The sequence below is a fragment of the Dialister succinatiphilus genome (assembly GCF_928721695.1).
Taxonomy (GTDB): Bacteria; Bacillota; Negativicutes; order Veillonellales; family Dialisteraceae; genus Dialister; species Dialister succinatiphilus.
Genome location: NZ_OV788641.1, coordinates 1,639,361 through 1,658,707, shown reverse-complemented (window position 1 = coordinate 1,658,707; position 19,347 = coordinate 1,639,361). Strand labels below are relative to the sequence as shown.

At 50.4% G+C, this 19,347-nt stretch carries 18 protein-coding genes; 2 read left to right on the top strand and 16 right to left on the bottom strand.

Features of this window, described 5'->3' with window-relative positions; translation table 11 throughout:
* Window positions 1-193: 193 nt before the first annotated feature.
* The 10 genes from ftsH to NW747_RS06890 all read right to left on the bottom strand — a co-directional run bounded on the left by ftsH (window position 194) and on the right by NW747_RS06890 (window position 10,147).
* Entirely contained in the window at window positions 194-2,095 is a 1,902-nt protein-coding gene (gene ftsH / locus NW747_RS06935; RefSeq protein ID WP_008859386.1) for an ATP-dependent zinc metalloprotease FtsH, read from the bottom strand.
* Window positions 2,096-2,436: 341 nt separating this feature from the next.
* Entirely contained in the window at window positions 2,437-2,997 is a 561-nt protein-coding gene (gene hpt / locus NW747_RS06930) for a hypoxanthine phosphoribosyltransferase (protein WP_008859387.1), read from the bottom strand.
* Window positions 2,994-4,439, bottom strand: coding sequence for a tRNA lysidine(34) synthetase TilS (gene tilS, locus NW747_RS06925; RefSeq protein WP_273186287.1), 1,446 nt, complete (start codon window positions 4,437-4,439; stop codon window positions 2,994-2,996). The genes hpt and tilS overlap by 4 nt, the downstream gene beginning before the upstream one ends.
* Entirely contained in the window at window positions 4,436-5,350 is a 915-nt protein-coding gene (locus tag NW747_RS06920; protein WP_273094661.1) for a Ppx/GppA phosphatase family protein, read from the bottom strand. Before NW747_RS06920 ends, tilS begins: the two co-directional genes overlap by 4 nt.
* A gap of 75 nt (window positions 5,351-5,425) precedes the next feature.
* Window positions 5,426-5,989: a S1 RNA-binding domain-containing protein gene (locus tag NW747_RS06915; RefSeq protein ID WP_273186284.1), complete on the bottom strand. Its 564-nt coding sequence runs from the start codon at window positions 5,987-5,989 to the stop codon at window positions 5,426-5,428.
* Window positions 5,990-6,294: 305 nt separating this feature from the next.
* Window positions 6,295-6,810 carry a nitroreductase family protein gene (locus NW747_RS06910; protein ID WP_273186281.1) on the bottom strand — a complete coding sequence of 172 codons (516 nt, stop codon included), beginning with the start codon at window positions 6,808-6,810 and terminating at the stop codon, window positions 6,295-6,297.
* 12 nt (window positions 6,811-6,822) lie between these two features.
* Window positions 6,823-7,359: a nitroreductase family protein gene (locus NW747_RS06905; protein WP_273186278.1), complete on the bottom strand. Its 537-nt coding sequence runs from the start codon at window positions 7,357-7,359 to the stop codon at window positions 6,823-6,825.
* 268 nt (window positions 7,360-7,627) lie between these two features.
* Window positions 7,628-8,047 (bottom strand): four helix bundle protein, encoded by a 420-nt coding sequence (locus tag NW747_RS06900; RefSeq protein ID WP_273186276.1) that lies wholly within the window; start codon window positions 8,045-8,047, stop codon window positions 7,628-7,630.
* Window positions 8,048-8,338: 291 nt separating this feature from the next.
* Window positions 8,339-9,088 (bottom strand): hypothetical protein, encoded by a 750-nt coding sequence (locus NW747_RS06895; protein ID WP_273186273.1) that lies wholly within the window; start codon window positions 9,086-9,088, stop codon window positions 8,339-8,341.
* 27 nt (window positions 9,089-9,115) lie between these two features.
* Entirely contained in the window at window positions 9,116-10,147 is a 1,032-nt protein-coding gene (locus NW747_RS06890) for a hypothetical protein (RefSeq protein WP_273186270.1), read from the bottom strand.
* Window positions 10,148-10,373: 226 nt separating this feature from the next.
* Here NW747_RS06890 and NW747_RS06885 point away from each other — a divergent pair, with 226 nt between their 5' ends.
* The gene (locus tag NW747_RS06885) at window positions 10,374-10,802 is read left to right on the top strand and encodes a universal stress protein (RefSeq protein ID WP_008859395.1); all 429 of its coding nucleotides are present in this window, start codon (window positions 10,374-10,376) and stop codon (window positions 10,800-10,802) included.
* Between the two features lie 150 nt (window positions 10,803-10,952).
* On the opposite strand, the gene NW747_RS06880 is transcribed toward NW747_RS06885, so the two are convergent.
* From NW747_RS06880 to NW747_RS06865, 4 genes are all read right to left on the bottom strand, one after another.
* Entirely contained in the window at window positions 10,953-11,603 is a 651-nt protein-coding gene (locus NW747_RS06880) for an amino acid ABC transporter permease (protein ID WP_008859396.1), read from the bottom strand.
* 5 nt (window positions 11,604-11,608) lie between these two features.
* Complete coding sequence (locus NW747_RS06875) at window positions 11,609-12,421, bottom strand: transporter substrate-binding domain-containing protein (protein WP_273186267.1); 813 nt, start codon at window positions 12,419-12,421, stop codon at window positions 11,609-11,611.
* 1,460 nt (window positions 12,422-13,881) lie between these two features.
* Window positions 13,882-14,700, bottom strand: a complete 819-nt coding sequence (locus NW747_RS06870) for an HAD family hydrolase (RefSeq protein ID WP_273186265.1) — start codon at window positions 14,698-14,700, stop codon at window positions 13,882-13,884.
* Between the two features lie 20 nt (window positions 14,701-14,720).
* Complete coding sequence (locus NW747_RS06865; RefSeq protein ID WP_273186263.1) at window positions 14,721-15,605, bottom strand: DMT family transporter; 885 nt, start codon at window positions 15,603-15,605, stop codon at window positions 14,721-14,723.
* Between the two features lie 83 nt (window positions 15,606-15,688).
* Here NW747_RS06865 and NW747_RS06860 point away from each other — a divergent pair, with 83 nt between their 5' ends.
* Window positions 15,689-16,636 (top strand): NAD(P)-dependent oxidoreductase, encoded by a 948-nt coding sequence (locus NW747_RS06860; RefSeq protein ID WP_273186260.1) that lies wholly within the window; start codon window positions 15,689-15,691, stop codon window positions 16,634-16,636.
* A 1,207-nt stretch (window positions 16,637-17,843) separates the two neighbouring features.
* Here the strand turns inward: NW747_RS06860 and NW747_RS06855 are convergent.
* On the bottom strand, window positions 17,844-18,818 hold the full coding sequence (locus NW747_RS06855) for an RluA family pseudouridine synthase (RefSeq protein ID WP_273186258.1): 975 nt from the start codon (window positions 18,816-18,818) through the stop codon (window positions 17,844-17,846).
* Window positions 18,815-19,345 carry a transcription repressor NadR gene (locus tag NW747_RS06850; RefSeq protein WP_273186257.1) on the bottom strand — a complete coding sequence of 177 codons (531 nt, stop codon included), beginning with the start codon at window positions 19,343-19,345 and terminating at the stop codon, window positions 18,815-18,817. The genes NW747_RS06855 and NW747_RS06850 overlap by 4 nt, the downstream gene beginning before the upstream one ends.
* Window positions 19,346-19,347 lie beyond the last annotated feature (2 nt).

Here is a 19,347-nt window from a genome sequence, read left to right as displayed (position 1 = left end):
ACAGGAAATGGGGGAAGTCTGCTTGCGAAAGGTTTCCTATTCGGCTTGAAGCAATGGTATCCACCCCGACAGGAAACTGTTCACAAGAGTTTTCTATTCGACTTGAATCAGTGGTGTACATCTCGAAGGGAAACTATTTGCGAACAGCCCATCAAAAAACTGCGAAAGGAAGTCCTTTCGCAGTTTTCATCATTTATTCTCCAAACACCGGAGGCAGGGGGCTGTCGTCAGAAGGTGCAGGCGGAAGCGGGGAGTCGCTGCTGTCTGTGTCATCCTTCTTCGGTTCCTCGCCGGGCGCGTAGATGGAGTGATACTTGAAGAGGTTTTCTACCTGGGTATGGTTGATGGTTTCTACTTCCATCAGGGCCTTGGCCATGGCATGGAGCACTGGCAGATTGTCTGTCAGTGCCTGCATGGTGTCATTGTAGGCCTCATCCAGGTACTTGTGCATTTCTTCATCGATAATGGTGGCTACTGTTTCGCCGTAGTTTCTTTCAGAACCCAGCTGCTTGCCCAGGAAAATCTGCTCCTGGTGTTCACCGAAAATCATGGGTCCCAGGCGGTCGCTCATGCCCCATTCCATAATCATCTTGCGGAGGATGGAGGTGACCTGCTGCAGGTCTCCGGAAGCGCCGCTGGAGATTTCGTTGAAAATAATCTTTTCAGCGCAGCGTCCGCCTAAAGCTACGCGGATCTGGGCCAGAAGATGGGATTTGGTAATGAAGGACCGTTCTTCATGGGGCAGCATCATGGTGTAGCCGCCAGCCTGTCCACGGGGGATAATGGTGACTTTATGCACCGGATCCGCATCCTTCAGAAGAGTAGCCATAATGGCATGGCCCGATTCATGGTAAGCCGTGAGCTTTCTTTCTTCATCGCTCACCCGGTGGCTCTTTCTTTCAGGACCGTAGGATACCTTTTCAGATGCTTCTTCCAGGTCTGCCATGGAAATAGTTTTTCTGTTATCTCTGGCTGCCAGAAGGGCTGCTTCATTCAGCATATTGGCCAGGTCGGCGCCGGTGAATCCCGGTACTTTCTTGGCAATGGTAGGCAGGTCCACATCCGGTTCCAGCGGTTTGTTTCTTGCATGGACACGGAGAATGGCGATACGGCCTCTGAGGTCCGGACGGCCTACTACTACGCGGCGGTCAAAACGACCAGGGCGAAGGAGGGCAGGGTCCAGAATATCAGGTCGGTTGGTGGCTGCCAGAGTAATGATGCCTTCATTGGAACCGAAACCGTCCATTTCTACCAGGAGCTGGTTCAATGTCTGTTCCCGTTCATCATGTCCGCCGCCCAGTCCGCTTCCGCGCTGACGGCCTACGGCATCGATTTCATCGATAAATACAATGCAGGGCGCATTCTTCTTTGCCTGGGCGAAGAGATCACGCACGCGGGATGCACCAACACCTACGAACATTTCCACAAAGTCGGAACCTGAGATGGAGAAGAAGGGTACCTTGGCTTCCCCGGCCACTGCCTTGGCCAGAAGGGTTTTGCCGGTACCTGGAGGTCCCACCAGCAGGACGCCCTTGGGGATCTTGGCACCAATAGCGGTGTACCGTCCCGGATTTTTCAGAAAATCCACCACTTCCGACAGTTCTTCTTTGGCTTCATCTTCACCGGCCACATCGTTAAAGTTCACGTGCACCTGGCCTTCACCGGTCATTTTAGCTCTTGACTTGCCAAAGCTCATGACCCGTCCGCCGCCGCCCTGGGTCTGGTTCATCATCCAGAACCAGACGGCAATGAGGATGATAATGGGAAGCAGATTGGACAGAAGGCTCATCCACCATGCCGGCTGTTCCGGCGGTTTGGCAGTAATGGCCACATTGCCGTCACTCAGCTTATTGAGAAGCTGGGTATCATTGTCAGGAATGTATGTGGCAAATTCAGTGCCGTCTTTCATCTTCCCGGTAACTGCGTTATTTGTCATCACCACCGAGGATACATTCTTCTTTTCCACCTGTGAAATAAAGTCACTGTAGGTGATTTCCGAATGTTTTTCCTGGGGATGAACAAATGTATTGAATATGGACACTGCGATGATGATGAGAAGCACGTAGAGTGCCACATTCTTAATAAATTTATTCAATATATTCCTCCTTCTCATGATCTGTGCAATAAAAGCCCATTTGACCGGTTGGGAAAGCGCGATTCAATCGGTGCTTTCCACCATCCACCCCGCTGACTAAATTGAGACTTTTCAATCAGTAATTAATTCTACCATTTTTTAGAAATTTAAGCAACAGGATTGTTTGAAATCCTATGCCCGCTTCAGTCACCCTGCATCACGCAGGAACAGCTTCCTGCCTGAAGGAATGTAAAAGGTTGAAAAATAGTGATTAGCGGCAAAGCAGGCCCTTCGCGACCAAAGGGCAAGCCCCTTCGCACACCTTCCGAACCCGGACTCTCCGGAAGGGAGCGTTTCAATATTTACGCTTTGGTATACACCCGGCTGTCCAGGACGCATACGTCCGGCAGATTTCTGTATTTTTCCGCATAGTCGCAGCCATAGCCTACGATGAATTCATCAGGAATGTCAAAGCCCACGTATTTTACGTCCACTTCTTTTTCCCGTCTTTCCTTCTTGTTAAGACAGATGGCCAGTTCCACAGAAGCAGCGCCCCTCTGTTTGAGAAGGGGTACCAGGGCGCTCATAGTAATACCGGTATCGATGATATCTTCCACTACGATTACGTTCTTGCCCCGGATATCCCGGTCCAGGTCCTTTTTAATATTCACATGGCCGGAAGAAACGGTGCTGTTGCCGTAGCTGGATACGCACATGGTGTCCAGTGTGACAGGAAGGTCAATGGACCGCATCAGGTCACAGAGGAAAGGCATGGCACCTTTCAGAATGCCAACCAGCACCACATCTTTTCCTTCATAGTCTTTCGTAATCTGACGGCCCAGTTCCTCCACTCTTTTTTCAATCTGTTCTTTGGTAATGAGTACGGTCTTAATATCTTTTCCCAGATTTTTCATGTTGTTCATTCATTCTCCTTATCCCTTAAGGTGAGTGTCAGAAGGAGAAAGGACTTCGTACCTTCCGTCACCCGGCCCTGTCTGCTTCCCCGAAGAAAGCAGGTCCAGTAAATATGATGTTCATCGGCCACTACCGGCCATTCTCTGCGAAGCACCGAAGGGATTCCTTTTTCCTGAAGGATTTGAAATACCCTCTTCCTTCCCTTCATGCCCAGAGGCTCCATGGAGTCATCCTTTTCCGCCTTTCGAAGGACCAGCTGTCCTACACTGCCGGCATCGAGAAGATACTGGTTTTTCCCTGTGGCCACCGGATGAGAAAGGACTTTCCCGGTCAGCACCCAGGGAGGAGCGGTCAGAAGAACTTCATGGTTATTTGTTATTATACCAGTTTCCCCGTAAAGGGGCTTTTCTTTTTCTTTACAAAATTCATAAAAAAGATGGAGCAAGTCTTCTGCAGGCATAGTATCTCTCCGGGAGCTGCCGGGGAAAAAGCAGAGAAACTGTCCTGCCCTTTCCATCATGGCACCGGAGGAAGAAGTTTTCCTGCCTTCCCTTCCTTCCAGAGCCAGCTTACGCATCCGCTCCACCCCTTCTGCATCCGGCGTATGATGGGAAACCATCATACACGCCCGCCGGATGAGGCGGCGCTGCATCGCAGGATGGAGCGCCTGCAAGCGATGGAAAGGATAGGCCAGAAGACGGCCCCGCTGCCGGAAGAAGGCTGCTTCCTTCGCCTCTTCTCCCTCCATGAAATCCTCTTCGTCCCTCAAGAGGGAAGCCATATGGGTAAGGCCTGTGACCAGGGACGGATTATACTCTCTGAGACGGGGCAGGAGGGTGAGGCGGATTTTATTCCGAGTGGCATCGGGGATATCATTGGTTTCATCATGACAGGGACTCACTGGATAATCAGAAACGAAACAGCCGATATCCTCTCTTGTAACGCAGAGGAAGGGGCGGATAAATTCCCCACGCTTCGGCTGTATGCCGATCAATCCCTTCATGCCGCTTCCCCGGAGAAAATGGAAAAGGATGGTTTCCGCCTGGTCATCTTCATGATGGGCCAGGGCGATTTTCCGGTAGCCGCCGGCCTTTGCCGCCTCCTCCAGCGCTTCATACCGAAGGCTGCGGGCCACGGTTTCCACTGAGCCCTTCTCTTCCTTTCTCGTCTCCGGCACATCTACATCTTTTCTATAGAAGGGAATATGGAAACGGCGGCACACCGATGCCACATAGGCCGTTTCCTCTTCCGCCGCTTTCCTCAGATGATGGTTCACGCAGCAGCAGCCCAGGCGGATTCCCTCTCTTTCCTCTATGTCCTTCAGAAAAAGAAGGAGTCCCAGCGAATCAGGGCCGCCGGAAACAGCCGCGAGGATTCCATCCCCCTTTTCCCACAAATGATTTTCATGGGCAAAGGCAAGCACCCTTTTAAGAAAGTCCTCTTTCTTCATTCGTTATTGGGCCTTAACACGTCCGCATCCAGAAGTCCTTCGGAAAGGTCCCTGTCACTCACCATGATTTCCGGCAGAGCAAAGTATTCCATAAGACTGTCAAGAATGGCCACACCGGCCACGATGATATCTGCTCTTTCCGGCATGAGTCCCGTCAAATGGCATTTGTCATCATAGGACATGGAGGAAAGCTTCTTCAGCATGGCATTTACATCTTCCTGATGGATGATGAAATCCTGCACTTTGGAGGAATCATAGACCTCAAGCTCCTGGAGCATGGACGCCATGGACGTCACCGTGCCTCCCACGCCAATCCACCGTTTCACATTCTTCACACTGTCCATCAGTTCTGTGTGGCGGAAAAGGTCGAAGCAGTGCTTCTTCAGCTCCGCCAGTCCCCGGGGCGTGGTGGTATCGAACTGCTTGGAACAGCGTACACAGCCCAGCTTGAAGCTGTGACGCATGCCGATATCCGTGCCGAAACCCATGCAGATTTCTGTGGAGCCGCCGCCAATATCCACTACCGACGTCACCACGCTGGACGTACCGGCTGCACCGATATAGCTGTAATAGGCCTCTTCCTTTCCCGAAAGGATCCGTACCGGAATGCCGGCAGCCGCAGTCACCTCATCGGAAAATTCGCCGCCGTTAGCCGCATCCCTCATGATAGAAGTGCCGTAGGCAAAGATTTCAGAAGCCCCTGCCAGGCGGGCGGCCGCCGTAAACTCTTCGATAGCCTTCAGCGTCCTTTCCCGGGGTCCCTTCCCGATGAAAGCCTTGTCCGTCATGCCTTCCCCGAGCCTGGTACTGCGAAGGTCCTTCTTCAGGATCTTCCACTCTTCCTTTTCATCCTTTTCTGCAATCAAAAGACGGACTGAATTTGTCCCGATATCAATAATCGCACGCATCATATCCCCCAAATAAGGTTAAACAATGAGCCAACTGCTTAAAATAATAAGGGAGCATGGAATGCTCCCTTATTTCTCTCAGTCAGAACGCCTTGCGCCCCTTCCGCCTCTCTTGGATTCCACATTTCTCTTGAGATCGAGAAGCCTTTCATCGCTGTCTTTCAGGAAACGGCTGAGCTTATCCTCAAAAGAAGCCGGTGCTTCCCTGCGGGCCGTACGGAAACCGCCGGAAAACGGACGGCTGTACGGGGTCCTTTCAGAATGGAAAGATTCCTCCCCCTCTTCCTGACGGCGTTCAAAGGAGCGATGGCCCTCACGGCTGCGGAACTCATTTTTTTCATGGAAATCACGGTGTCCCTGATGGTCATGGTGGAAGCGATCCTGCTTCTTTTCCCCTTTTTCAGAAGCTGGCTGGGCCTGTTTGATGGATAAGGCGATTTTGCCTCTTTCATCAATGGTAATAACCTTGACCTTCACCTTGTCTTTGACCTTGAGATAATCATTCACATCACTTACATATTCATTAGCCACTTCAGAAATGTGAATCAGACCCACCTTTTTATCCGGCAGTTCTACAAATGCGCCAAACTTTGCGATACCGGTTATGGTACCTTCTACGATATTGCCGACTTCTAAAGCCATGAGAAAAAAATACATCCTCCCTAAAAACCTAAATGGAAATATTAATTTGATTATACGAGATTTCCCGGGGAATAGCAATAGGAATTATAAAGGAAAAAGCCCCCTCTGCTCATATAAAAAGCACTGATTCATTCCGTATCTGCTTTCATCAGAAATGGTATGCTGCAGGTCATGGAAATTCTTAAACAGCCTGCTGTTTTCCTTTTCCTTCACTGCATCGCATAAAAACAGAAATCAAAGCAGATACGCATGAAATCAGTGCTTTCGGTATCTCCCAGAAATCGAAAGCAGAAAGAGGCTTCCTTTTACCTTTCAATCACCGCAAAATGACGATCCTCTTTCCTCTTTTTCCCATCCAGCGGCGAATGGCCCACAGCCACTGCCAGAATAGGAGACACCCCTTCAGGCAGATGAAGCATTTGGAGATAATCTGCATCCTTTCCCAGAAGACGGATGAAGCCGAAAAGAATGATGGACGACAGCCCCAGGTCACTGGCCTTCAGATGGATATGCTCTGCGATAATGCCGGCATCAAAGCCCTCCAGCGTTTCCATCACATCCTTCGTGCGGCAGATGAGGATGAGAAGGGGCGCTTCGTAAATCATGTGGGGCTTTCCCACCCTTTCTCCCCCTTCGGTGCTGATCCGCTTCAGTACCTCCGGATCCCTTACCACTACCAGGGCATAGCCCTTATCATTGTGATGGCCTACGGAAGATTCCTCGGCTGCATGAATCAGCGCATGGATTTCCTTTTCGGAAACGGCCTCGCCGGTATAGGAACGAGCCGACTTTCTAAGCGATAAAACTGTATCAAACTCCATAATAAGACTCCTTCATTCTTTCCCGTCAATACGGAAGGTGGGAATCCTTGCCACAAACCGCCGCTCCCGCTGAACCATGGGCGTATGCCCCACAGCCACCGCCATGGCCGGCTTCAGCCCCTCCGGCAGGTGCAGAGCCTGGAAATATTTTCCGTATCCCTCTTCCCGGTTCAGCGTGCGGATAAAGCTGTAAATACAGATGGACCCAAGCCCCAGGTCCACCGCTTTCAGATGCATGTTTTCCGCCATAATCCCGGCATTGAGCTTGATAGAATCTTCCCGTGCCTCCGGGGTGTTCATGATCAGCAGCAGAAGCGGTGCCCCGTAAATAGGATCCCCTCTCCCCGACAGCGCCTGATTCTCCTCAGCCAGAAGTTTTAGCACCTTCTTGTCCGTAATGGCGGCAATAGCATAATTTTTGAAATCAAAATGCCCCACCGGCACCTCTTCCCCTGCCTTCACAATCTTCTGGATATCCTCCTCAGACACCGGCTCTTCCGTGTACCGGCGCACCGAGCACCTCACTGAAAGCACATGATCGAATTCCATGGTATATCTCCTTTCCTTGCTTTGGCAGAATCATAATGTTGAAAAGTTTCCCATCTGATATAGCACCACTGCCTTCCATCGCGGCAGGGAAACTTTCGCATTCAGTTTCCCATCCGGCATAGCACCACTGCCATCCATCGCTGCAGGAAACTTTTCGCATATAGTTTCCCATCCGGCATAGCACCACTGCCATCCATCGCTGCAGGAAACTTTTCGCGTATAGTTTCCCATCCGGCATGGCACCCATGACTTCCATCGCGGCAGGAAACTATCCATTCCCATCATATATTTCAATTTCATCGCAAGTTATCTTCATTTTATCTTCACTATTCATCTTCTGTTCCAATCCATCAATCAGCTTATTAATCAACCAGGAAACCTTAGCGTTTTTTCTTAGTATAGGTACAAGATCTTTTTCAGTTATATAATGTAAATCCACAGAATATAATAATGCTGTTTCAACTTCATAACAAGAACCTCTAGCATTATAGAGAAAATGAATATAATCCCTTACAGTTCCTCTGCCAGCTCCTTCCGCTATATTAAGACCTATGGAAGTAGCTGCACGGCGAAGTTGAGAAGTCATCGCATATAATTCACTTTTAGGAAAACGATAAGTTAAATCATAAACATCCTGCTTCAGCGCTCTTGCTTCCTGCCATACAAGCATATTTTTATAACTTTTCATATTCATCACTTTCCTATTCGACATAAAAACACTATCGTCGACCATACCAGGAAACTTTTGGCATTCAGTTTCCCATACGGCATAGCACCACTGCCTTCCATCACGGCAGGAAACCTTTCGCATACAGTTTCCCATCCGCCATGGCACCACTGCCATCCATTGCGACAGGAAACTTTTCGCATACAGTTTCCCATCCGCCATGGCACCACTGCCTTCCATCGCGGCAGGAAACTTTTTGCATATAGTTTCCCATCCGCCATGGCACTGCTGCCTTCCATCGCAGCAGGGAACTTATCGATTCAAAAGATTCGAAAGCAGGGCTCCTGCCATTTCATAATCATCGATGGCCACGCACCAGGGACTGTCCTTTCCCTTCTCATACACACAGAGAGGGCCCTGGCCCGTTTCCACACGGTCCACATTAGAAAGCTCAGTCTCCATCCTCTCCTTCCGGCTTCTAAAACCTATTCGCTCTGAAGTCAGCCAGAAAGCTCCCTTGTCTCCTTCCTCAAAGAGACTCTTATCCTCCTTATTTTCCCACTGGCCCACCTTGAAAGGATGGCCCCGGGAAATCAGGACAGCACCGGTGACAGGCTTCTTCGGCTTCATGAGCCGGCCGGCAGCAGTAAAATGCAGTTCCTCCCCTTCCCGGTACTTCACATTGGCATATTCCCTGCTCACCGTGGGCATAAGCCCCTCCTCCTGGATTTTATAGAGGGCATTGCACCTTTTGGCAATGGTGGTGTACTTGTACTTTGCCTCTTCCTTCATCATGTAGCAGAGCTTCAGCAGATCGGAAAACATGCCGTATTCGTCATCATCCATGTAGCCGTCATGGTAAAGCTTCTCAAAAGCCTTGTCACAGGCCAGCGCCTGGGCCCGGGCCAGCTGTTTGTTGCCCAGGTCCTTTTCCTTCGCATAGGCGATGAAACTTTCCAGCCGGTCTGCGTCCAGCTCATCATTGACTGCCGCCTCCGCCATACGGCTGGCATACTCTTCTATATACTGATCTTTTCCTCCGCCGAACAGATTAAAAAACAAGGATACCACCTCCAAAGCCGGTATGAATTACAAAGAAATGGACGCCGCCGACTGGGCAATCACCTGATCGGCATAGGTCTTTTCTTTTACATTATAAATATAGTCAAAGGAAATATATTTCCCATCTTTCACAAAAATATAGCTTGTATTATGATCTCCCTGGTCATCAAAGTCCAGCTTCAATCCGGGGAGCCCGTGAAAAGAATCAAAGAGGAACGTCACATTCTTCACATATTTCCCGGAACTTTCGCTGGCCAGCTTCGCCCGGAAATGAGATTCAATGTCCGCCTTTTCCTTATCACTCAAAGAAGCGAGGCTTGACGGAAGGAAACTGAACTCCCGGTTTTCCGAAATCGGCAGCGCTGTCACTCCCGTCATAAGGAGGTGGTTTCCCGCCACCAGCACATGGTCCGGCGCCACCGGCGGGTCATAGTCCACCTGCATGGACGACGGAATATCATAGGTATAGGCCGTGCCCTTCACGCTCACCTTCTGCATAGGCGCATAAAAAGACAGACTGTTTACCATGTTTTCCACCAGCGGCCTATTCCGCTTCACATCCTCTTCCTTCATGGTGAAGGAAATCATGGCAGTCCCTTCCTGGCGGAGGAACAGATACCGGATTACTGAAAAGCGGCCATCTTCCCCCTGACCCTTCGTTTCCGCCCGGAGCGCCCTGCCGGCTTTCGTTTCCACAGACTTCATGGACACCGGCTTTTCTCCGGATTTCTTAATATTTCCCTGAAGGAACTTTTGTGCTTCCCTCACCTGTTCCTTCATCTTTCCCTCACTGTAAGGCTGGCCATAGGCCCTGGACAAAATGGAAAGTGAGATTCCTTCATCCGGAAGAAACGCCTGATACACTGCCGGCGAAGACTCCTCATTTTCCACCCGGTTCCCCGGAATCACCATGGTGAGCCCGCTGACTTTATTATCATAGGTATAGGCTGCCTCCGAAACCGGCGCTGCCTCTCCTGCCACAGGTTCTCTGGCCCAGGTCCCCTGAAAGGACAGTGCCGCCGCCAGAACCATGGCAGAAATCACTGCTGCTTTTTTCATAATCCTATTTCCTTCCTCCTGCAGGGAAAACCACGATTTCATAAGCCTCAATCACGGGCAGTAAGACAGCAGTCCCTGCCGAACCCATGACCGGCAAAAAAATCTTCCAAAAGCAGATTCTATACAGGAATCTGTGCTTTCCCGGATGATGTGATGATATAATTATTATATACCATAGAAGGAAATTCCAGATAAGGAAATCCGTTTTCAAAAGGAGGTCTTTTCCATGCAGTTCAAGAAAATCCTTGTTCCCGTAGACGGCTCCGGCACCGCGGACAACGCCCTCCGCTACGGCGTAGAAATGGCAAAAACCTACGGGGCCCAGCTTTTCGTTATCGTAGTGGCAGACATAGGCGAAGCCGCCTACCCCTTAATGCAGGTCAACCTTGATAGAAACGGCTTCGCCTCGGTCCGGGAAAAAGCAGAAGCAGTCATGGAAAGAATCAAAAAACAGATTCCCCAGGGCCTTCCCTTCACCCCCATCATCCGCACCGGCGTCCCCGGCAGCGTCATCACCTCCCTGGTGGACGAAGAAAATATAGACCTCATTATTATGGGAAACAGCGGCAAAGGCTCCCTTTCCTCCTTCATCATGGGCAGCGTCAGCCAGTACGTGATCCATCATGTGAAAGTACCGGTGCTGATTATTAAGTAAACCGACCTTTTTAAAGCAGGGCAGCTGATGGAGCGGCCTACGCCTGGACGCCCGCATGGCCCTTCCCTGTATCAGCTCCTTCCGAAAAAGCAAAAACAGTGAAACCGATATCCCCTCGATTTCGCTGTTTTTTTAATGATTCTAATGATTCTAATGATTCTTTTCCAGGACTCCCAAAATCCTTCCCGTCACCAACGTCAGGAAAAGATAAATCACCGCCGTAGTAATAAAAGTCTCCCATACCCGGTAATACTGCGCATTGGCCGCATTGGCCCAGTACATGAGCTCGGGCGTGGCAATCACCGACGCCAGCGACGAATCCTTGATGAGACTGACGAAAGAATTTCCCAGCGCCGGAATCACCGAGCGGATTGCCTGAGGCAGGATGACATACCGCATGGCCTGGAAATGAGAAAGCCCCAGAGCGCTGGCCGCCTCCATCTGCCCCGGGTCTGTGGCCAGAATGCCACCGCGGATGGTTTCTGCAATATACGCGCCCGCATTGATGGAAAGCGCAATCACTGCCGCCAGCACACCGTCCGGTTTCCTCATAATCAGCGGAATCACGCCGAAATACGTAATCAGTATCTGCAGAAGAAGCGGCGTTCCCCGGATGCTCTCGATAAAGCACACCGCCGGAATAGACAAATATTTCTTAGATGAAATCCGGGCCAGCGCCAGGAAAAGGCCGATGAAGAATCCCGCCGCAATGGCAATCACCGACAGCTTCACCGTCAGCAGAGCACCGGAAATAAAGAAAGGCGTATACTCCTCCACAATGGACACTTTGAAATCAAACATCTCTATCACTCCTGCTTCAAAGAAGCCAGCATCTTCTCATCGGGACTGCTGTGGAACCACTTTTCATAGATACGGCTATACGTGCCGTCACTCACCATATCCGAAAGAGCCTTGTCCAGCTTCTGCTGCAGCGCCTGCCCCTTATCCTTCGGATAAAGAATACCGAAATACTCCGGCGTAAAAGCAGCGTCATCATAGAGGATTTTCAAATGCTGATCCGGATACTGGGCCTTGATAGCCTTTACCGACGTTTCATCCCCCACCAGCGCATCCACCTGACCGCCGATGAGCATCTGAATGGACATAGGCGTTTTGCGGATGGCCGGATTATTTTTCCCCATCAGCTTCTCCAGCGCCTCCTGGCCGGTGGAACCATTCTGCACAGCCACCGTCTTCCCGTCCATCAGATCCTTCGCACAGGAAATATCAGTATCCTCCCGCACCAGGATCGCCTGCCGGGACACAAAATAAGGTTTGGAAAAAAGATAAGTCTTCTTCCGGTCATCAGTGATAGTAATCCCCGAAACAGCGGCATCTGCCTGTCCCGTGCGGATCTGCTCAAAAATAGCCTCCCATCCCGCATCGGTGATATCCGGCGTAAGCCCGGCCCGCTTCGATGCCTCTTCGATGAGATCGATATCAAAACCCGTGATCTTCCCATCCTTCAAATACTCGAAAGGATTCCAGTTCGCATGAGTCACAATATGCACATGTCCCTCGGAAGAAGCCCCCGCTTCAGGCGCCTCCTTCCCGCAGCCCCCTGCCAGCAGGCACCCTGCCGCCAAAAGAGCCGCCGCCGCTGCTATCCAAAGTTTCATTTTCCTCTTTCCTTCCTGAACCAAAGCCGCCACCAAAGCACCAGAGCCAGTGGCTGTTATTTTTCATGTTCATTATACTCCCCGAAAAGATATAATACAAGTTGTTCACTAAAATAATGTTTGTCAGATGAGCAGTCTACGGATAGCAAAGCCTATGACTTGCCCGCCCCTGCCTGCAGAAAGCAAGCGCAAATGGGCAGAAGGGCATCCATAAGCCGATAGCCTTAAGCGGATAGCGCACAGCCGAACTCTTCCTGCCGTCTGATTATCATCCGTCGAAATGCCTCTACTCCTTCAAACCTCAATTTTCTTTTCTCAACATTACGCCATACCAAAAGGACGCCTTCTATCCAAAGGCGCCCTCGCGATTCCAGCTATGCTTTTATTTCTTTTTGCAAATCGTAGTCTTCTTTGTCTGTACGGACATTTCCCTTTCCATTCCTACTACTTTTCTATAATCTTAAATCCATTCCCAGTCCCCACTCCCCAAAAGCCAGCGGGCAGCCTTCAAACCTGAGAAAAAAAGCAGAGCACCTCTTTTTGCCTGCCCATCCCCATTCAGAAGGTGGGTGGCGGGCTGGAAGGGGGCCATAAGCAGCCAGCCGCAAGCGGGAATCTGACAGCCCATAGCGGACCGCTGAACACTCTCCGCCTGACGTCTGATAAGTCTCTCCCCTTTCCGCCATTTCGAGCGAAACCGAGAAATCTCCCACTCACAGTTTCACCACCGTAAGTAGAATCTACGTTACAAGCCACACTGATAGTCTGAAGTCTGACCATCTGATATCTCCCACCAAATTGTCTCTACCTCCTCAAGCCTCAAATTTCTTTCCTCAAATCTATCTTGAGGGTCTGTCTAACTCCTGCCGATACATCATAAAAAAATCTTTTTCCATCATGTTCACATAAAAGCCAATTTTTCTATTTATATAGTAGAAGGTAACAAATCATGAGACCATGCTTCGGAAATCAAACCTTTTCCTGCTAATCCTAGGCAATACAGAAAAAGGCATTCCATTGCAACAGTCGGGATCCCATGTTCCTTCTCTCCAATCCGGAATGGTAGTAAAAAGCAAACACAAAGAAACTCAGGACTCCAGAAAATCCCTACAGGGCAGAAATGACGGGAGACTCATGTATGGCGCGCGCCGTCGTACCAAGTACAGCAGCGGCCGTAGACCATGCAGACACCGAACTCATTGGGCATGATGGGCAGCTTGGAGACACCGGGTTTCTTTGTAGTGGTTTTAAGGAAATGATTTCCCGCCTCTGCGCCTACTTCCCCCTGCCCAAGGAATAGGCAGCAAGCACAATGATACGAAAAGGGAACAATTATCACAATCTCTTATCTCCCGGCACTCAAAATCATGGACAGCATCAAAACGATCTTATAATCAACTTTTAATTCAAATACTTTAGTACCGTCTTATAATGATCATTCATTCTGAGCCCCTCAGCTTTCATGCCACCGGCTTGCCTTCACAAAGCATGTCTTCTATGGTTTTGGCTACACCGTCTTCTTCATTGGAAGGGCAAAGGGCCCGGGCCGCTTTTTTAGCTACTTCATCGGCATTGCTGACGGCATAGGAAAAGCCGGCCATCCGAAGGAGGGGCACATCGTTTTCCGTATTTCCAAATGCCATGACTTCATCAGGAGAGATACCTTTCTGGTCACAGAGGAAGCGCACGGCTGCTCCTTTATTGACTCCTTTTTTATGGACATCCACGAAATCATCGCCAGGGAAAACTACATCCACCAGACCGCTGAACTTGTCTTCCACTACCTGCCGGATAGCCAGCCTTTTTTCCAAAGATGGATCGGCAAAGACGATGCGAGTCACCAGTTTTTCGGGATGGTAGAAATTATCCCCCAGGTACACCGGTTTTTTGGAGCGGTATTTCTGGTATTTTTTCTCTGTGCCATTGGGTTTATCCATATAAATCACATCATCCATGAAGGAGGTGGCATTCCACCCTCTTTTTTTTGATTCCAGAAGGATGGCGGAAGCCAGGTCCGGCGAAAGTCCTTCCTGCCGCACAGGCTCTCCGGTTTCACTCATCATAATCCAGGCTCCGGTGTAGCAGATAAGGGGCACATTGCCCAGCTGGAGCGTATCCGCCTTGGCTTTGGCCGAGTCCCACATGCGGCCAGTGGCCACTACGATTTCATAGCCCCGGCTTTGGGCCTTCCGGATGACCTGCCTGGAATAATTAGAAATCGTCATATCATCATGAAGCAGTGTGCCATCCAAATCGATGGCAATCAAACGAACAGCCATAGGAAACTCCTTTCAGAAAATCACTGATTTCTCCGCCGAAGGCCGGAGAGCAGGGCGGGGCTGGGAATCTGGGAAAGAAAGACGCCCAAGGTCATGGCAATGACACCGATGGTCTGCCTGAGGGTAAAGGATTCATCCAGGAAAAAAAGGCCTGACAGCCCTCCGAATACCATTTCCATACTGAGAATCATGGACGCCTCGGTAGGCGGCATGTACTTCTGCTCCACTGCCTGCAGGGTATAGGCCACACTGGTGGAAAGAATCCCTGTATAGAGAATGGGCCACGCCGCCCCCTCAAGACCTGCCAGGTCCGGCGTTTCAAAAAGAAAGGCCAGCATGAGGTTCAGCACCCCCGTCACCATAAACTGCCCTGCCGACAGAAGCACCGGAGAAAAACGCTGAGTCAGATAATTCAGCATATGGATCTGCACCGTAAAGGACAGAGCGCAGAGCAGCATGAGCCCATCGCCCAAACTGATGGAAAAGTCGCTAGTTATGGAAATGAAATAAACCCCTGCCATGGCCAGGATGGCTCCAATCAGATGATTGCGAAGAAGGGGCTGTCCCAGAAAGAGGCCTGTGATGGGAACCATGAGAAGATAATTGGCCGTGAGAAAGCTGGCCTTGGAAGCAGTCGTATACTGCAGCCCCACCTGCTGCAGGGTAGCTCCCAGAAAAAGGGGAATCCCCACCATGAGGAAAGCAGCCCAGAGAGGGATGGACGTGGGCAGAGGACTTTTCCCCTCCCTGTGAAAATAGAGAAAAGGCAGAAGAGCCAGAGAGCCGATGACAAAACGAACCCCGTTAAATGTAAAAGGGCCCACCGTATCCATGCCCACTACCTGGGCCACAAAGGCGAAACCCCAGATGAGGGCCGCCGCCAGCAAAAGCAGACGATATTTCATATACATACTCCTTAGGGTATAATAGAGAAAGCTTTCCTTATTATATCAGATTCAAAGGTTCCATACCCCAAAGAAAGGAGAACATGATGAAAGAAATCGTAATCGCCCAGCCCCTGGGCGTATCCAAAGAAACACTGGACACCCTCCTTGCCCCTCTCACCGGCAGGGGATACCATCTCACCCTCTGGGACAGCCTCCCAGAAAACCAGGCCGATCTGGGAAATCGCATTTCCAAAGCAGACCTGGCCGTCATTGCCAACTACCCACTGAAAAAAGAAGCCCTGGACAAAGCCTCTTCCCTCAAATACCTCTGCGTCGCTTTCACCGGCGTGGACCATGTAGATATCGATACCTGCCGTGAGAAAGGCATCGCCGTCTCCAACTGCGCCGGCTACTCCACCGAATCCGTGGCAGAACTGGCCATAGGTATGATGCTTTCCCTCTACCGGAAACTGGCGGAAGGCCAAGACGCCGCAGCCCATGGAAAAACAGGCGCCGGCCTTCGGGGCATTGAAATCAAAGACCGCACAGTAGGCATCATCGGCACCGGTGCTATCGGATACCGCACCGCAAATCTGGCCAAAGCCTTCGGCGCCAAAGTCATCGGCTACAACCGTTCCCACAGCCATGACGATATCACCTACACCGACCTTAACACCCTCCTTCAAACAAGCGACATCGTATCCATCCACCTGCCCCTTACCAAAGACACAAAGCACTTCATTGACAAAGACAAACTGTCCCTCATGAAAAAAGACGCTATTCTGATTAACACCGCCAGAGGCGGCATCATCGACAATGAAGCCCTGGCAGAAGCGCTGAAAAAAGGTGAAATCGCCGGCGCCGGCATCGATGTATTCGATATGGAGCCGCCCCTTCCCGAAGACTATCCCCTCCTTTCCGCCCCTCACACCGTCCTTACGCCCCATGTTGGATTTGACACGGAAGAAGCCATGGAAAGAAGAGCCGCCATTGTGGCAGACAACCTCAGGAGCTTTGTAGAAGGAAAACAGAAAAATATCATATGCTGACATAAAACAGAAAAGCCTATCAGGGGAGTATGGGCCAGCTTTTCTCGACTTGCGTATCCTACCCAGTATACGCACACTAATGAGGAAAACACTGCGATTGCTCTTCCTTATTGCTTTTCTGTTTTTGTTTTGCCTTTGCTTCTGTCTGTTGCCGGCCGGGTTTAGGAGAAGTGAGGGTAAAAAGGAGGAGCTTATGCAATATAAATGGTTGGAGAGAGAAATGAGGACGCTTTCCATGGAAGGATTCTATTTTCCCTCTGTCATGTATATCGCGATAATTCCGGCCGAAATGCAGCTTTGCCAGAAAGAAATCAAGAATCCCTGTATACAGGCTCCCGATTTTCCCCTCCCGCTCCCCGGCGCCGGGGAAGCGAAACGGATTCTGCAGATTACGTTACAATGAAATTAATCACAAAAGCACGGATATCATCCCTTGCAGCATGAGCCTGCATTCCCGGACGGCCAGAGCAGGGTTGACGCAGGATTTTCCTGTGATTTAGCGCTCAGGGAAGCCCGCCATACTGACTGGCTCGGATACCATCCGTGTTTTTTTGCTGCCTTTTGACAGCATGAAAAAAGCAGCCCCTCATGGACTGCTTTTTTTCATTGTAAAAACTCCTGATTGGTCCCATACTTATGCACGGTAGGGCGTCAAGGCATCTGCTTCGATGAATCGGCCAGGGATAGCCGCCTAAGCGGAATGTCTGTGTCGTCAAGGAAGAAAAGATGCGCTATATTGCCACCAGGATGTCTAGCAGGTCATGCCTCAGGAGTTTTTATGGAGTTTTCGGCGCGCCGGAGAGGAGAAATTCATGAAGGTTTTAAGTCTTTCCTCCCCGCTTCCATGGATTGTGCACCGCGGGAATTGGAAAGACTTTCGCCAGGCCTTTTCGCCTCTCTGGTCATATAGTCAGGGAGCCTGGGTAAGTGTATCAGTCAGGATTTGTGGATATACCCTTGGACACACCTTCGGCGTGAGGGTTGACGGGCTATCGGTCAGTTGACTAAAAGGAAGGTACTTGTATGCTGCAGGCTAAGGACCTGCTTCACCCGGCTTGGAAACCCTCTGCAGGGTCTCCACAGGGAAGGACATGCAAACCGGGCTTTGCCCTTTGGAAATACACCCTTTTATGTAAAAAAAGGCTGTGAAAAAATGGGAATCATTTCTTCACAGTCTTTTTCATTGACAACCTGCAGTCTATCCATTTCATGACTGCCGCTTATCTTCGAAATTAAAATTTTCCATATCCGCCGGCAGCCTGGCAGTGAACAGTTTTCCGGAGAGCGCTTCCAGAGGAGGATTCACATGTTCCGGAAACCGGACTTTTCCGGCGTGAAGAAGCTGCCGCCTGATATGATTTCTATCCGAGAAGGCTATGCTTTCCTTTGTGCCATACTTCCTGTCTCCCAAAATGGGATGGCCTGCGTGAGCGAAGTGGACGCGTATCTGGTGGGAGCGGCCGGTAATGAGATGGACTTCCACCAGGGTGCAGAGATCCTGCCCCATTCTTTTCACGGCGATTTGCTTATATCTTGTTTCCACGGGCTTGGCGCCTTCTTCTTCATGGTCCAGCCAGCAAACCTGATTTTTTCTTTCATCTTTAACCATCCAGCCTTTGAAGGTACCCTGTTTTTCTGTTTCGCCCCAAACCATGGCGGTGTAAGTCTTGCTCACTGCCCTGGTGCGAATGAGCTCACTCAGCTGCTGCAGGGCGGCCATGGTCTTTCCGGCCAGCACAATGCCGCTGGTGTTTCGGTCCAGCCGGTTGCAGATGGAGGGACGGAAGGCCGGGGTGATTTCATTTTTTAAATAGCCAAGAAGGCCGTCATTCAGGGAAAGGCTGCCGCTGCCATCCCCCTGGGAAAGAAGGCCGGCCGGTTTATTCAGTACCAATACGTTCTCATCTTCATAGAGGATGGAGGATGAGAAAAAGGAAAGGTCTTTCCCCTTCGGTTTCATTTCTTCCTGAAATTTTGAAATGGTGTCATCAGAAAACCAGATGTCTATCCGGTCGCCGGATACTAGTTTTTCTTTCCCTTCCATCTTTTTCCCGTTCAGAGTGATGTTCTTTTTTCTCATGCTTTTCCGAAGCAGTCCTGCAGCAGCATTCGGAAGGAGACGGGTTACATATTTCCATGCAGTAGTACCTGCTTCTGCCTGTGATACGATCCAGAATTTCATAGATTCACCTGCCTGTCTTCATAAAGGAATCCCGCTTTTCGAAGGGACTCTTCCACCCTGTCCATATCTTCTTTCTCTTTCGTTTCCACCAGATGGCTGTGGATGCCTCCGCTCATGGACGAAAGAAGGGGCGCATTCTTTGTTTTCATTCTTTCAATGAAAGCCTGAATGTCTCCTCTGTTCCTGATTTCCAAACCGGCGGTAAGGGTGCCGTACACTTCGTGCTCTACAGACACGTTGTGCACCATGCCGCCGGCAGAAATAATCATTTCCAGCTCTTCTGCCGTATGACGGCGGTCATGGCAGCAGACCAGGGTTTTCCGGTATCCTTTTCCTTCCTGTTCGGTCAGGTAGTATCCCCGGGGTGTGGATACCACAGGCAGTCCCTGAGCCTTCAGAAGGGCCATGTCTCCTACAATGATCTGCCGGCTGACATGCATCTGACGGGCCAGCTCGCTCCCCCGCACTTTCCCCTGCTTTTCCTTCAGAATATGTGCTATCTTTTCCCGCCGTTCTTCCCCATTCATCT

Bases quoted from the DNA above. Each gene is read 5' to 3' on its own strand.
- hpt (WP_008859387.1), bottom strand. From the start codon at position 2,997: ATGAACAACATGAAAAATCTGGGAAAAGATATTAAGACCGTACTCATT.
- tilS (WP_273186287.1), bottom strand. From the start codon at position 4,439: ATGAAGAAAGAGGACTTTCTTAAAAGGGTGCTTGCCTTTGCCCATGAA.
- NW747_RS06920 (WP_273094661.1), bottom strand. From the start codon at position 5,350: ATGATGCGTGCGATTATTGATATCGGGACAAATTCAGTCCGTCTTTTG.
- NW747_RS06915 (WP_273186284.1), bottom strand. From the start codon at position 5,989: ATGGCTTTAGAAGTCGGCAATATCGTAGAAGGTACCATAACCGGTATC.
- NW747_RS06910 (WP_273186281.1), bottom strand. From the start codon at position 6,810: ATGGAGTTTGATACAGTTTTATCGCTTAGAAAGTCGGCTCGTTCCTAT.
- NW747_RS06905 (WP_273186278.1), bottom strand. From the start codon at position 7,359: ATGGAATTCGATCATGTGCTTTCAGTGAGGTGCTCGGTGCGCCGGTAC.
- NW747_RS06900 (WP_273186276.1), bottom strand. From the start codon at position 8,047: ATGAAAAGTTATAAAAATATGCTTGTATGGCAGGAAGCAAGAGCGCTG.
- NW747_RS06890 (WP_273186270.1), bottom strand. From the start codon at position 10,147: ATGAAAAAAGCAGCAGTGATTTCTGCCATGGTTCTGGCGGCGGCACTG.
- NW747_RS06885 (WP_008859395.1), top strand. From the start codon at position 10,374: ATGCAGTTCAAGAAAATCCTTGTTCCCGTAGACGGCTCCGGCACCGCG.
- NW747_RS06880 (WP_008859396.1), bottom strand. From the start codon at position 11,603: ATGTTTGATTTCAAAGTGTCCATTGTGGAGGAGTATACGCCTTTCTTT.
- NW747_RS06875 (WP_273186267.1), bottom strand. From the start codon at position 12,421: ATGAAACTTTGGATAGCAGCGGCGGCGGCTCTTTTGGCGGCAGGGTGC.
- NW747_RS06870 (WP_273186265.1), bottom strand. From the start codon at position 14,700: ATGGCTGTTCGTTTGATTGCCATCGATTTGGATGGCACACTGCTTCAT.
- NW747_RS06865 (WP_273186263.1), bottom strand. From the start codon at position 15,605: ATGAAATATCGTCTGCTTTTGCTGGCGGCGGCCCTCATCTGGGGTTTC.
- NW747_RS06860 (WP_273186260.1), top strand. From the start codon at position 15,689: ATGATGAAAGAAATCGTAATCGCCCAGCCCCTGGGCGTATCCAAAGAA.
- NW747_RS06855 (WP_273186258.1), bottom strand. From the start codon at position 18,818: ATGAAATTCTGGATCGTATCACAGGCAGAAGCAGGTACTACTGCATGG.
- NW747_RS06850 (WP_273186257.1), bottom strand. From the start codon at position 19,345: ATGAATGGGGAAGAACGGCGGGAAAAGATAGCACATATTCTGAAGGAA.